The organism is Streptomyces sp. NPDC058464, assembly GCF_042721035.1.
Classification (GTDB): Bacteria; Actinomycetota; Actinomycetes; order Streptomycetales; family Streptomycetaceae; genus Streptomyces.
The window spans coordinates 50036-62042 of sequence record NZ_JBHXMA010000058.1; the positions used below are offsets into that span (position 1 = coordinate 50036).

A 12007-nucleotide genomic window follows, 5' to 3' on the forward strand; every position below is an offset into this window, starting at 1 on the left:
GGCCAGGTGGTACAGGGCGTCGGTGCTGCCGTACTCGGTGACCTGCCGGAGAAGTCTCTCGGCGCCTTCCCGATCCCCGGCCTCCTCCCTCATCTCGGCCAGGCGGTACAGGGTGCGGGTGTTGCCGTGGTCGGCGGCCTGCCAGGCTAGGGCCTCGGCGCCTTCCCAGTCCCCGGCCTTCTCCCGCGTCATGGCCAGGTGGTACAGGGCGCTGGTGCTGCCGTGGTCGGCGGCCTGCCGGAGGAGTTTCACGGCGCCTTCCCGGTCCCCAACCTCCTCCCTCATCTCGGCCAGGACTTCCAGGGCGTCGGTGCTGCCGTGGTCGGCGGATTGCCGGGCTAGGGCCTCGGCGCCTTCCCGGTGCCCGGCCTTCTCCCGCATCTCGGCCAGGCGGTACAGGGCGTAGGTGCTGCCGTGGTCGGCAGCCTGTCGGGCTAGGGCCTCGGCGCTATCCCGGTCCCCGGCCTCCTCCCTCATCTCGGCCAGGCGTTCCAGGGCGTCGGTGTTGCCGTACTCGGCGGCCTGTCGGGCTGGGGCCTCGGCGTCTTCCTGGTCCCCGGCCTTCTCCCGCATCTCGGCCAGGCCGTACAGGGCGCCGGTGCTTCCGCACTCGGCGGATTGCCGGGCTAGGGCCTCGGCGCCTTCCCGGTCCCCGGCCTTCTCCCGCGTCATGGCCAGGTGGTACAGGGCGTCGGTGCTGCCGTGGTCGGCGGCCTGCTGGCGAAGTCTCTCGGCGCCTTCCCGGTCCCCGGCCTCCTCCCTCATCTCGGCCAGGCGTTCCAGGGCGTGGGTCCTGCCGTACTCGGCGGCCTGTCGGGCTAGGGCCTCGGCGCCTTCCCGGTCCCCGGCCTTCTCCCGCGTCATGGCCAGGTGGTACAGGGCGCTGGTGCTGCCGTGGTCGGCGGCCTGCTGGCGAAGTCTCTCGGCGCCTTCCCGGTCCCCGGCCACCTCCCTCATCATGGTCAGGCGCTTCAGGGCGTCGGTGCTGCCGTGGTCGGCGGATTGCCGGGCTAGGGCCTCGGCGCCTTCCCGGTCCCCGGCCTCCTCCCGCATCGTGGCCAGATTTTCTAGGACGTGGGTGCTGCCGTGGTCGGCGACTTGCCGGGCTAGGGCCTCGGCGCTATCCCGGTCCCCGGCCTTCTCCCGCGTCATGGCCAGGTGGTACAGGGCGCTGGTGTTGCCGTGGTCGGCGGCCTGTCGGGCTAGGGCCTCGGCGCCTTCGCGGTCCCCGGCCTCCTCCCGCATCTCGGCCAGGCGGTACAGGATGCCGGTGCTGCCGTGGTCGGCGGCCTGCCGGAGGAGTTTCTCGGCGCCTTCCCGGTCCCCGGTCACCTCCCTCATCTCGGCCAGGCGTTCCAGGGCGTGAGTGCTGCCGTACTCGGCGGCGCGGTGGCGGAGATGGTGGGCCCATTGCAGGCGGTATCGGCCCTCGGCTGCTTTGGCGAGGTTTTCCAGGGCGTCGGGGTGGGTGAGGTGGGTGTGGGCAGCGTGCCAGAAGGAGGCGGGCGGGCACAGGTGCCGGCGGGCGGTACGGCCGTGCTGTTCGAGGTAGTCGGCGAGCCGGAACACCAAGCCCGCAGACGGCGGGGCAGCAGCTTCGGCAACGACGAAGGGGGCGGGCGGGCTCCACAGGGGCTTGGGGGTGGTTCGGCGCAGGGGAGCCTGTTTGCCGTGGACGGGTTTGGCGAGTTCGGCGTAGGCGTGTTCGGCCCAGTCGTCGGTGAGCTGGTCGTAGTCGCGTTGGCTGAGGTAGCCGGGGGCGGCGGCGGTGAGGAAGGCCTGGGATAGGTGGAGGCCGACGCCGAGGCGGCGCGCGTCCATCGCCGCGTCCAGCAGCGCCCTGGCGGACAGAGTGGCCTGCTGGTAGCGGTCGAGGAGTGCGGGGGCACCGGCCAAGTCCTGGGTCACGCGGCCGTCGGTGCGGGCCCGGGTGAGGGCGTCGGCCAGCAGGCGGTCACCCTTCCCTGCGAAGGCGACCGCGGTGGCCAGGGCATCGGCGTCGAAGACGTCCGGGACGGTCAAGGTGTGGCCGGCCAGTAACTCCCGCAGCCGGCTGTGCGAATCCTGGCCGCCCAGTGTGGGCAGGGCGGTGTACTCGGTGGCGTACTCGGGCCATAGCGTGCCCAGCACCAGGACCGGCCGACGCTCCTCATCGGTCAGCAACCGATGCACCGCTGCCGCGATCCGCTCACCGACGGCTTTGTCGCCAAAGTAGTGCTGGGCCTCGTTCAGCCACACCACCGTCCGCGGCCCGACGCGATGCAACTCCTCCAGCGCGGCCTCGGCCCGGGTCGGGTCGAAGGGATGCCACAGCCGCCACCCCTTCTCCACGAGTTCCGCGAGCGGCTTCACAGTTTCCCAGCATGCCCGGGTCTTGCCCGTCGACGAGGTACCCACCAGCACCACGATCCGACTGTTGCCTGCCAGCGCATCCTCTACCGCCGCGTCCAGCACCCGGTCATGCTCCCGGGGCACATACCTGGGCAGCATCCGCGCCCCGGACGCCTCAGAGCCGGTCATGCTCTGACCGGGCCCCGCGGGATGAACCTCAAGGTCGTGCGGATCCCACTCCCCGATCGGACGGCCAGGCCCCGACCGTTCTTCGCCCCCAGCTGCATCTCGCCGCAGCTCCAGCAACTCCCCGATTGGCAGCTTCAACACGCGGGCCACCGCAGCCACCGTCGCCGCCGACGGCACCGGACCCGTGGGCGACAGCGCTTGCGACACGGTCGTATGTCCCAGCTTGGTGCGGGCCTCCAACTGCGCCTTGGTCAGCCCGGCCTGGGCCAGACCGTCGGCCAGTCTCCTGCGCAGTTCAGTGAGCTCCGGGTTGCCGCCGTTCTGCTCGTCGTGCACGTGCTCACCCCCAGACCGTGAAGTGTTCGCCGATGTCCATCTTCGTCCCGGCGAACCCTGGCGAACACCGATTCCGCGACGTTCGACCACGTCAACACCCCATCGTGCACCGGGAGTCTGCCGTGACCGTCGCAGTCGTCCTCCTCACCACCGCGCTCGTGATCATCGTCGCGCTGCTGGCTGCCGCCGGCGCGGGCAAACTCGCCCGCATGAACGGCGCCACCTACCCCACCGCCCTCACCCACGCCGCCACCGCGTTCGGCGCTGTCATCACTCTCGCCGCCACCGTGACCACGGCCTTCGCTGCCCTCTTCACCTAGAGACCAGACCTGACGCCCTGCCGAACGAGGGCATCTGGCCCAACCGCCAATCGGGAATGCCAGGAGAGCTACCACGGCCCTGATCAACGAACTCCCACGCGGAATAAGCCAGCAGGATCGGTGACACGTTTGTTAATGGCACCCGAACCTTGCCCCCAACGGCTCGGCGAGGAACTGAAGCGTTCGACCAGGCCGTGGGCCTGTACGGCGTATCCGCCGGTGAGGACCAGGGGATAGGGGGAGCCAAGGTCGAGGATGTCGGCAAGGAGGCGCTCGTGGAGCGGGGGGAGCTTCACGCGGCTGTCATGCCGCCCGCAGCGGTGCGCGGCAGCTCGGGGAAGGCATCTTCCCAGGCCTCGCGGATGTAGGGGCTGACTAGGCGACGCAGAACGGGCCACTGCTCGGCCAGCAGCCGATGGTGAAGGATGGCCGCCAGGTCCTCGCGCAGGCCTTCGGCCAGGACCGTCCGGTAAAGGGTCATGCGGGACTTCGGGCGGTCCAGGCTGTAGCTCGTCCGCCCGGACCAGACGATGTGGAGCGGCAGGTCAATGGTGCCCCCGACCGGGCCGACCAGCTCCTCAAGGCTCCTGGGCAGCCGACTGCGGTAGCGGTCCCGCAGCACCTCGGCGCGGACGGGAGCGTTCGTCGCATCCATGCATCCAGTATCGCTGATGGAAGGCGGCACCATCGCGGAAGCCGACAAGGACGTCACCTGGATCAAGAACGAGAGCCGCGACGTCCAGAGCAACGACCGGGACGACCAGCACCGCGCCCACGCCGGACTCAACCAGGTCATGCAGCATCCCGGCACCACCTACACGCAGGCCTTCCTGCAGACAGGGCCCAGCGCCCGCCAAGCGGTCACGGAGACCTCCGATATCCTCTGGGTCACCTGGAACGAGGCGATCGCCGGCCCCGACGCCCTCCACTGCGCTGGGGAGCTGCTGACTCGAACCGTCGAGCCAGTCTCGGGTGTACAAGTCGGCTCCGCGCCGTGCGGCCACGCCCAGGCCTACACGTGTGAGGCGGGCGAGCAGGTTAGCGCCGACCTGTCCGGCGGACTCGACTCCTCCACCGCTGTCGTTGCTGCCGCTAGGGTGAGCCGGGTCGTCGCGGTCACCTACGGCAGGCCGCTCACCGGCCGCGTGGACACGCAGCCAGCTGCGCGGGTCACGCAGCACACCGGCGCCGAGCACCACATCAGTCCTTTGGCTTCGTAACCAGAACCGGCTCTGGTCCACTTCGTGGGCGCGGTCGCTGTGCGTGACACTGCTCGACGGGGAGTACGTGCGTCTGAGCAAGCTGAAGCCGCGCACCTGACCCGTCTGAGGCGAGGGCGTAACCGCGTTGTCCTCAGCGGCTGGAAGCGCCGCCCTACCGCTGCTCGTGCAGCATGTCGGTGTCGGTCGGCTCAGACATCGTGTTCCGCAACCAGCATGGAGGAGCCACGCTCCACGCGGCGGCGCAGGACGACGCCCGGCTGCAGCGCTTTCACCGCGAGTTGGTAGCCGTCCGATCCGTCGTCACAGGACTCGAACCGCGCGTCCGACCCACTCCCGAAGACCCGAAGATCCGATCTCAGCAGCCCGCCCGGGACGCTCCCCGGAGACCACCACCGCCCTCTGCGGCAAGCTCGTCGCGTGCCTGCGGGCCCACGAGCTGGGCGCCATCGGCGGCCTCGGTTTCACCGGCTGGACGACGATGCGGGCAACCCGGTGGTCATATGGGCTCTTCCCGGATTCGGGTCCGCCAGTTCGGTGCAGAGCCGGGCCGCTGATGTCGCGGCGCGGCTTTCCTGAACCGCGGTGGTGGAGGGTGGTGCGTCTCGCGTCCCATCTGGCGGAACGGGACGAGGCTGACGGAACGGGCACCATAGACTCGGCCCCCGCCTGCGGCCCGGAGACCAAGCGGGTGTCGCCATCAGGAAGGAATCAGTGCGGTGAGTACAACGGCGCAAAGCGACGCCCCGATCTACGAACGGCTCATACGCGAACGTGGTGACGTGGCCGCCGATGCGCGCAAGACGGCAGAGGCGGCCTGGCGAGAGGTCGGCCGGGCCATGGATTTCCGTCTCCCGCACACGATCACCACGCACGACCTCAGCCCCCGTTGACCACCGTGTGATCCCGACGATCGCTGGACCGCCCGCGACCGCTCAGGGTCTGCGAGCCGCCGGTAGTGGTGCTCAAGGAGCAGAAGCCGCAGCCGAGTCAGAGCCAAGCTCTGCTTCAAGGGCGTGCAGGTTTCTTCCACTCGCGTGCACCGGCCTGCCGCATCAGCGGCTCTGTGGCCTTGTCGGCCAGCAAAGGGTGTACGAGCCGGACGTATTTGGCTTGCCCCGACAGGGATTTCCTGAGCTGGGTGAGGTTGCGGGCGCTGTAGGAGATTTCTCCGCGGCCCTCGATGACTCCGGCAGCCAGCGCCAGCTGCTCCACGTTCACGGTGAGGTCGACAGTTTTCGTTCCGGTGCCGACGACGCAGTCCACATAGCCCTCCCTGACGTCGAGTTCGACGCTGTACTCGACGCCGCCGCCTGTGTTGTCGACACGGGTAGGACGTTCTCCGTCTCGACTGGACCGGCCAGATGCAGAGAACCTGCCGTCGCTACGTAAGCCGCTCGTACTTCTTCGAAGAAGATCGAGCAATGCTCAGTACCTGTGGATCACTCCTGACGGAAGGAGGCGTACCTTCCCGATGGATCGATCGATAGGTCATCGAGCAAGCAGGAGGGCATTCCGCTTGCAGGTCGTTGACCGCGGGGAACTGTTCGACGATGTTGTCGGCCCTCACGGTCACCGACTCCCGCCTAACTGATCGTTTCAGAATGAGACGGGCAAGCCAGACGGCTGTCAGTCGCCGAGGCGTTGAAGGATCTGTGTGAACTCGCCGTTGTCGATCAGGCCGGTGAGGACCTGGGTCATGTTGCTGATGCCGGCATCGCGGACGATGAGCCCGTCCGAGCACCAGAAGTAGCGGCCTGCGACAGCTTCCCCGCTCGCGGTCCATCGCTTCATGAGGGTCTCGACCTGGGCGAGGGTGATGATGGTCGCGCTCCACCGGGAGCCGTCCTTGAGGTCTACGAAGACGTCGACGTTGTCCACGGACTCCAAGTCCTCGCCGGCATTCGGCAGGAACGCGGCCTCGAACTGCTCTGTGTGGACGCGGTACCAGGGCCCGTCCCAGCTGCCAGGCGTTGTGCTGTGGCTCATCGGGCGAGTGTGCCGGGCCGATTCACCCTCCTCAACCGCTTTGTTCTGACACGCTTCCGGCGTGAACAGCGATCTTGTGCCCGACGACCTGTGGGAGCGGATAGCCCCGCTGATTCCGATCCGGCCGCCACGGCGGCACCGGTTTCCCGGTCGGAAGCCGGTCGACGACCGTACTGCGCTGGCTGGGATCGTGTATGTCCTGCGCAAAGGCGCGTCCTGGGCGGATGTCCCGTCCGAACGGATCGGCTGCTCCGGGGTCACCTGCTGGCGGAGGCTGCGGGACTGGACCGAGGCCGGGGTATGGCCCCGCCTGCATGAGGCCCTGCTCGTCGAGCTGCGGCGTGCCGACCTGCTGGACATGGACGACTGCGCGATCGACGGCTCGCACGTCAGGGCGCTCAAAGGGGGGCGCACACGGGGCCATCGCCGGTCGACCGCAGCCGTCCCGGCAGCAAGCACCATGTGATCGTCGACCGCCACGGCACTCCGCTCGCCGTCTCCCTGACCGGTGGCAACCGGCACGACGTCACTCAGCTCATCCCGCTCCTGGACGCGATCCCGCGCATCCGGGGCCGACGCGGCCGCCCCCGCCACAGGCCGAAGCGCCTGTACGCCGACCGAGGCTACGACTTCCGCAAGTACCGCAGACTCCTGTGGGCCCGCGGCATCGTCCCGAAGGTCGCCCGACGCGGCGCCCCGCACGGCTCCGGCCTGGGCAAGACCCGTTGGGTGGTAGAGAGAACCTTTGCGTGGCTGCACCAGTTCAAGCGCCTGCGCATCCGCTACGAGACACGCGCCGACCTCCACCAGGGACTCCTCCAACTCGCCTGCGTCATCATCTGCTTGAGGCGACTACGCATCGCATTCTGAAACGATCAGTAAGAAGCCAGGTGAGCAGGGGGCTGTTCGCTACTGGCCGTACCGGCAGCAACATGCGTCCTGTAACGCACCCACGCAGAGGCGCCACCCTCTCCCCGGCGTGGGGTGAGGGTGGCGCCCGCTAAAGCGGCTCACCAGTACGAGATCGGGCTTGTCGATGACAACGGCCCCTCCCCGCCCACTTCCACATCGAGCTCGCTTTCGTAGGCGTGCCCCGAGGTGGCATGGATGTGCCACGGGCCGCCGTGCATGTCCTTACAGGCGACCCCGGTGGACCAGACCCTTGTGTTCGCGGTTAGGTCCCAGAGTATGAACTCCGCCGACTGGCAATGGGCAGGGACCACGGTGATGTAGAAGTCCGGCAACACGTCACTGCCACTGGCGCTGATGCACGCCTTTATACCGGCACTGGAACTGTAGGGGTCGCAGCCGCCGCCGCTGGCGGCGCTGGCGGGTGTGGCCGCGAGGAGGCCGGTGGCGGCGATGCCGGCGGCAATGGCTCCGGATGCGAGCTTTCGGGCGAGGTTCATGAAACATCCCTTGGCAATTGGGCCAACCAACTGATGACGCCGAGGAACCTACGGCCCAGCCGAGCCGCCCCCAAGGGCATCGCTGGATGTGACGAAATCGTGGGAAGAGGATGGCGCTGACCTGCGGTGATGCGCCCTGGCGTGATGATGGGACGGGACGCGTCGGCCGGTGGGGGCGAGGGGCCGTCAGCCGGCCTGCGGACTGAGGCTGACGGCACCGTGCGCTGCCTCATCCGACCCGCCTGGCCCCCTACCGCTGGGACACCCGCCCTCAAAGCGCCCGCATCCGATGACCTACTGGCAGACGCCCTTATTGATCAAGTGAGGGCTGGGGTACCGCGTAGCAGTCAGGCGGGTTCGGTGAGCGTGTCACGCAGGCTTTCATGGCGGGGCCGTGTCCGGTCACGGCCGCGAGGCCGGTGTAGACGAACGGGTCGGTGTTGTCGGCGTGTGCGACGGTCACGCGCTGGGTGGGCTGCCCGGAGACGGCGAAGGTCAGGGTGCTGCCGACGGGGGCGTTCCACACCCTGGCCCAGGCCGCCTGGCAGAGCGGGTTGTAGCGAATTTCTAGCCCGACGCCGGTGGGTGTCTGCATGTGCAGCAGCGTTTTCGGTTCGACTCCGCACAGGACCGGTCCCGGGTCCTTGCCGTCGCAGGCGGTGCCCGTACAGCCGACGTGGAAGCCGGCGGAGGGGTCGAAGGTCGCGCGCCCCGCCTGCGGGAGCAGGATGACGCTACCGGCGCCGAGTGCGGCGATCGCGACGACGAGCCAGTTGCGTCGGCGTCGGACCGGTGGCGTGGGCGCAGGGGATGGCGGGATCGTGGGCGAGGCGTCATCGCGGGAGGCCGTGCGTTCCGGCCTCTGCGCTGTCGCGGTGCGTCGGCTCCAGGCTGCCTCCGCCCGTTCCCACAGCGCGCGTACACCGGGCTCCGGCTCGTCGGCGAGACGGCACATCACACTCACCGCCGGCCAGGGCGGCAGGGCGCGTCCGGCCAGCCAGCGCTGCCAGGAGGACTTGCTGTAGGCGGACTCCGCCGCCAGCGTCACCAGGGTGAGCCGGCGGCGATCGCGGAGCGTCCGGAGGCGGGCCGCCAGGCGTTCGCACTCGGGCGGGATCCTCGTCATCCGCGCAACGCTGCCCAGGTGTGCGGGCCGACCTGCCCGTCGACGTCCAGGTGGTACCTCTTCTGAGCGCTGATGACCGCTGACTCGGTCAGCGGGCCGAAGTTGCCGTCCACGCCTCCCGGGGAGATGCCGGCACGTTGCAACAGGCACTGGAGTTCGGCGACTTCGGGACCCGACATGTCGACTTCGAGTACGTCGCTGCTGGTGTCACTGTTCCCGGCGTACCACGAGCCGTGTCTGCGCACGTAGGTGCAGGCATAGGCGATCGGATGGGCCACCGCAGCCGTACGGGGAGAACCGGCCGACGCCCCGCTGTCGAACTCCGTCATGGCTGCCACGGCGATGAGCGCACCCGCCACGGCAGCTCCGGCGGCGGTGAGGTAGAGCCTGCGACGAGTCACCGGGCGCGGAACGAGGTTTGGCAGCGGTTCGCCGCCTTCCTCGTCCTCGTCCGCGTCTGTATGGCCGGTTGGCCGATCCCGATGCCAGGAATCCACTGCTGCCGCATAGAGCGCCATCAGCCGGGCCGTATCCGTATCGGCGCCCGTATCCGTACACGTGACCGCTGCCAGTGCCTCGACCGCCGCGGTCGGCGGCAGCAGACGGCCGCTCAGGTAACGCTCCCACGAGGACGCGCTGTAGCCCGTCCGTGCGGCGAGCCTGTGCACACTCAGCCCACTGGCGTCCTTCAGTCTTCGCAACTGCCCGATGAACTCCACCACTACCGGGTCCAGTCCCCCCGGCAGTTCCTTCCACCGTGCCATTCCCCGCCCCATCCCCTCGGGAGACATTCCCCATGGTCCGGACGGAGAGCGTAACCGAGCGAAGTAGGGCCTCCCCGGTCGGTGTCCCGGTCCGCCGCGCCGCCCGACCTGCCGGGCGGCTTGCCGTCGGAGAGTCGTCCGCTACTCCTCTACTTCCTCCGCGTCGCCGATGGCGATGCGGAGGCCGTGGAGGTTCCGCAGGACCTCAATGACGGCTGCCTCGGCTCGGCCGAGGGCTCGCCGGACGCCTTCCACGTCCCCGTCCTGGAAGTGAAGGTGGGCGCTTAAGTGGACGGCCGTGCCGCCTACTCCTCTTCGGCGGCCTCCAAGGCTCGCCCGATCTGTTCGTTCGAGTGCTGCTGGTTGCGGTGAATCGCCTTGGCGTAGAACCGGAACAGAACCGCGATGCTGTGTCCGGCCCGGCGTGCGACTTCGGCCGGGGAGACGCCAGACTCAAGCCAGAGCGAGACGCCCGCGTGGCGCAGGGAGTACGGCACGTCAGCCAGCGGTGAGGCAGCCTCGGACTCTGTCAGCACCGCGAGCCGGGCCGCCTTCCAAACCTCTCCATACTCCTTGGACAGGAGGTGGCCACCCTGGGACGCACGGAACAGCCGACCATCTTCGGCCGTGCCGAACTCCTTGATGTGCTCGCGGATTTCCTTGGACTTTTCAAGTCTGCGGGGTGGCGCGAGCCTGGAGTCCGCGAACCGCGGACAAGGGGCCCGGGGGGATCGCGTCGGACAACCTCCCGTTGTCCGAGCGGTCCTGGAGCGTGGCGGGCTTCTGCCTCGGCGGCGCGGGGTTCGGAAGCTGCACCCGCAAGTTCGCCATGAAGCACCTTCAGAAATCGCGAATTCTCGGCGGAGACGTCGACACGGGTAGGACGTTCTCCGCCTCGAGTAATCGTCAAGACCTGTGGGTCGGGTGCTTCCTCTAGCTCGTCCGTGCCCAGGGGGACGCGGTTTCTGATGCGCTTCAGGGACGGTGGCGTTCGCGTTCCAGGGCGGTTCGTTGTTGTTCGTCCAGGAGGCGTTGGCCTCGGGTCCGGAGCGCGGATCTGCGTCCCCGTGGTTGCCACCACCGATGCACCCGGACCTGGGTCTGGTCCAGTGCGCTTGTGTACTCGGTGATGAGCTCCAGCTCCCCTGCAGCCTTGGCGGCGGCAAGCAGAACGTGTTCGCTGCTCAAGTACGGATGCCGGCGGCATCGAGCCTCGTGCTCGGCCTCGCTGAGCAGTTCATCGAGGGACGCGCTCGCAGGCAGCTTGTCGGCGAGCGATCCGCATCCGAGTCTGTTCAGAACATCGAAAGGCTGGGAGCCGGCAGACAGCACCTCTCGAAGGCGACGTGTCGTGCCCAGGGTCACGGCGTCAGACTAGACGAGTGTGTGTGGCTGGGGGTGGTTCATGCCGCGAGGGTCTGCGGGCGTTCGACGAGCTGGCCGCGTTCGAACCGGGCTCCGGCGCGGACGAGGGCGACGAGGTGGGGCGCATTCACGGCCCGCCACCGTTGCTGGGCGGACTCGACGAGCTTGAAGACCATGGCGAGGGCGGCGGCGGGAGCCGGCGCTGCGGGTGACGCGTCCTTGACGAGCGCACCGTCCAGGCGATCAAAGCCTACGCGCCGGGCGAGGACACGCTTCCCGATATCGAACGTCTCCTGCTCAGCGCCGCGAGCTGACCGTCCGACGCCACCTCCGGCATTTTTGAAGCCTGCCGTCCGGAGAAGGCCAGCGGCGGTACGGAACAGCAGGATCGTTGGGACTGGAGCAGTCCCAACGACGGTCGGCACTGAGACAAGCGATGGGGCAGACGCGGCACTTGCTGCCCCATCGCTGTCTCGTGGACAGGCGGGCGGTGTCTCCGGTGTGTTTTCTGAATTTCCTCGTGCAGAATCCAGCAGCCGCTGAGGACATTGCGGTTACGCCCCTGCCGCAGACGGGTCAGGTGCGCGGCTGCAGCTTGATCAGGCGCACGGGCTCCCCGTCGAGCAGTACCTCGTCGATGAGTTCGTCGGTGATGTTGTCGTCCTCTCCGCGGGGGAAGTTCTGGGGGATGCCCAGGGTGAGGTGGAAGCCGAGGAGCGCGGTCCTGATGCGGGATGCCAAGGTCGTGTAGTCGGACCTCTCATCAGCGTCTCCAACGGCGCCTCCCGAGCCCGGTGACACCACCCCCCAGGTCATCCGTTCGACAGGGGGGAACAGTCATGCCGGGCCCGGAGGCCAGCGGTCCTCTTGCAGGACCGCGGAAAACATAACTGTGAGAGTTCTTCTGCGGCCCGGGATGGGTTGCTGCCAGGCTCGGCGCTCGTGATCCGGCATGACT

14 protein-coding genes and 1 pseudogene are annotated in these 12007 nt (G+C 68.6%); 4 read left to right on the forward strand and 11 right to left on the reverse strand.

What is annotated here, in order from left to right; genetic code table 11:
- The coding region (locus tag ACFWPQ_RS46085) for a tetratricopeptide repeat protein (protein WP_384049474.1) at nucleotides 1–2520 on the reverse strand (2520 nt) is incomplete at its 3' end.
- A 458-nt stretch (nucleotides 2521–2978) separates the two neighbouring features.
- On the opposite strand from ACFWPQ_RS46085, the gene ACFWPQ_RS46090 reads away from it, so the two are divergent.
- Complete coding sequence (locus tag ACFWPQ_RS46090) at nucleotides 2979–3176, forward strand: hypothetical protein (RefSeq protein WP_384049477.1); 198 nt, start codon at nucleotides 2979–2981, stop codon at nucleotides 3174–3176.
- Between the two features lie 292 nt (nucleotides 3177–3468).
- Here the strand turns inward: ACFWPQ_RS46090 and ACFWPQ_RS46095 are convergent, their stop codons facing one another.
- On the reverse strand, nucleotides 3469–3831 hold the full coding sequence (locus tag ACFWPQ_RS46095) for a hypothetical protein (RefSeq protein WP_384049480.1): 363 nt from the start codon (nucleotides 3829–3831) through the stop codon (nucleotides 3469–3471).
- 16 nt (nucleotides 3832–3847) lie between these two features.
- On the opposite strand from ACFWPQ_RS46095, the gene ACFWPQ_RS46100 reads away from it, so the two are divergent.
- Together ACFWPQ_RS46100 and ACFWPQ_RS46105 are read left to right on the forward strand one after the other, a co-directional pair.
- On the forward strand, nucleotides 3848–4396 hold the full coding sequence (locus tag ACFWPQ_RS46100; protein WP_384049483.1) for an asparagine synthase-related protein: 549 nt from the start codon (nucleotides 3848–3850) through the stop codon (nucleotides 4394–4396).
- Between the two features lie 719 nt (nucleotides 4397–5115).
- On the forward strand, nucleotides 5116–5289 hold the full coding sequence (locus ACFWPQ_RS46105; protein ID WP_384049486.1) for a hypothetical protein: 174 nt from the start codon (nucleotides 5116–5118) through the stop codon (nucleotides 5287–5289).
- Between the two features lie 115 nt (nucleotides 5290–5404).
- Here the strand turns inward: ACFWPQ_RS46105 and ACFWPQ_RS46110 are convergent, their stop codons facing one another.
- Nucleotides 5405–5662, reverse strand: a complete 258-nt coding sequence (locus ACFWPQ_RS46110) for a hypothetical protein (protein ID WP_384049489.1) — start codon at nucleotides 5660–5662, stop codon at nucleotides 5405–5407.
- A gap of 363 nt (nucleotides 5663–6025) precedes the next feature.
- Nucleotides 6026–6385, reverse strand: a complete 360-nt coding sequence (locus tag ACFWPQ_RS46115) for a hypothetical protein (protein ID WP_384049492.1) — start codon at nucleotides 6383–6385, stop codon at nucleotides 6026–6028.
- A 61-nt stretch (nucleotides 6386–6446) separates the two neighbouring features.
- On the opposite strand from ACFWPQ_RS46115, the gene ACFWPQ_RS46120 reads away from it, so the two are divergent.
- Nucleotides 6447–7255, forward strand: a protein-coding gene (locus ACFWPQ_RS46120; protein WP_384049495.1) for an IS5 family transposase whose coding sequence is annotated in 2 segments (ribosomal slippage) — nucleotides 6447–6798 and nucleotides 6798–7255 — 810 coding nt in all. Because the reading frame shifts where the segments join, the coding sequence is not laid out codon by codon here.
- Between the two features lie 140 nt (nucleotides 7256–7395).
- On the opposite strand, the gene ACFWPQ_RS46125 is transcribed toward ACFWPQ_RS46120, so the two are convergent.
- From ACFWPQ_RS46125 to ACFWPQ_RS46155, 7 genes and pseudogenes are all read right to left on the reverse strand, one after another.
- Complete coding sequence (locus ACFWPQ_RS46125) at nucleotides 7396–7794, reverse strand: hypothetical protein (protein WP_384049497.1); 399 nt, start codon at nucleotides 7792–7794, stop codon at nucleotides 7396–7398.
- Nucleotides 7795–8104: 310 nt separating this feature from the next.
- On the reverse strand, nucleotides 8105–8920 hold the full coding sequence (locus tag ACFWPQ_RS46130) for a DUF2690 domain-containing protein (protein WP_384049500.1): 816 nt from the start codon (nucleotides 8918–8920) through the stop codon (nucleotides 8105–8107).
- Complete coding sequence (locus ACFWPQ_RS46135; protein WP_384049503.1) at nucleotides 8917–9684, reverse strand: peptidoglycan-binding protein; 768 nt, start codon at nucleotides 9682–9684, stop codon at nucleotides 8917–8919. The genes ACFWPQ_RS46130 and ACFWPQ_RS46135 overlap by 4 nt, the downstream gene beginning before the upstream one ends.
- 305 nt (nucleotides 9685–9989) lie before the next feature.
- On the reverse strand, nucleotides 9990–10220 hold the full coding sequence (locus tag ACFWPQ_RS46140) for a hypothetical protein (protein ID WP_384049506.1): 231 nt from the start codon (nucleotides 10218–10220) through the stop codon (nucleotides 9990–9992).
- 439 nt (nucleotides 10221–10659) lie between these two features.
- Nucleotides 10660–11049, reverse strand: coding sequence for a hypothetical protein (locus ACFWPQ_RS46145; protein ID WP_384049508.1), 390 nt, complete (start codon nucleotides 11047–11049; stop codon nucleotides 10660–10662).
- A gap of 38 nt (nucleotides 11050–11087) precedes the next feature.
- Nucleotides 11088–11240 (reverse strand): annotated as a pseudogene (locus tag ACFWPQ_RS46150) (IS256 family transposase); the annotation flags it as partial.
- 385 nt (nucleotides 11241–11625) lie between these two features.
- Complete coding sequence (locus ACFWPQ_RS46155) at nucleotides 11626–11790, reverse strand: hypothetical protein (protein ID WP_384049511.1); 165 nt, start codon at nucleotides 11788–11790, stop codon at nucleotides 11626–11628.
- Between the last annotated feature and the right edge of the window lie 217 nt (nucleotides 11791–12007).

Bases quoted from the DNA above. Each gene is read 5' to 3' on its own strand.
- ACFWPQ_RS46095 (WP_384049480.1), bottom strand. From the start codon at position 3,831: ATGGATGCGACGAACGCTCCCGTCCGCGCCGAGGTGCTGCGGGACCGC.
- ACFWPQ_RS46100 (WP_384049483.1), top strand. From the start codon at position 3,848: ATGGAAGGCGGCACCATCGCGGAAGCCGACAAGGACGTCACCTGGATC.
- ACFWPQ_RS46115 (WP_384049492.1), bottom strand. From the start codon at position 6,385: ATGAGCCACAGCACAACGCCTGGCAGCTGGGACGGGCCCTGGTACCGC.
- ACFWPQ_RS46125 (WP_384049497.1), bottom strand. From the start codon at position 7,794: ATGAACCTCGCCCGAAAGCTCGCATCCGGAGCCATTGCCGCCGGCATC.
- ACFWPQ_RS46130 (WP_384049500.1), bottom strand. From the start codon at position 8,920: ATGACGAGGATCCCGCCCGAGTGCGAACGCCTGGCGGCCCGCCTCCGG.
- ACFWPQ_RS46135 (WP_384049503.1), bottom strand. From the start codon at position 9,684: ATGGCACGGTGGAAGGAACTGCCGGGGGGACTGGACCCGGTAGTGGTG.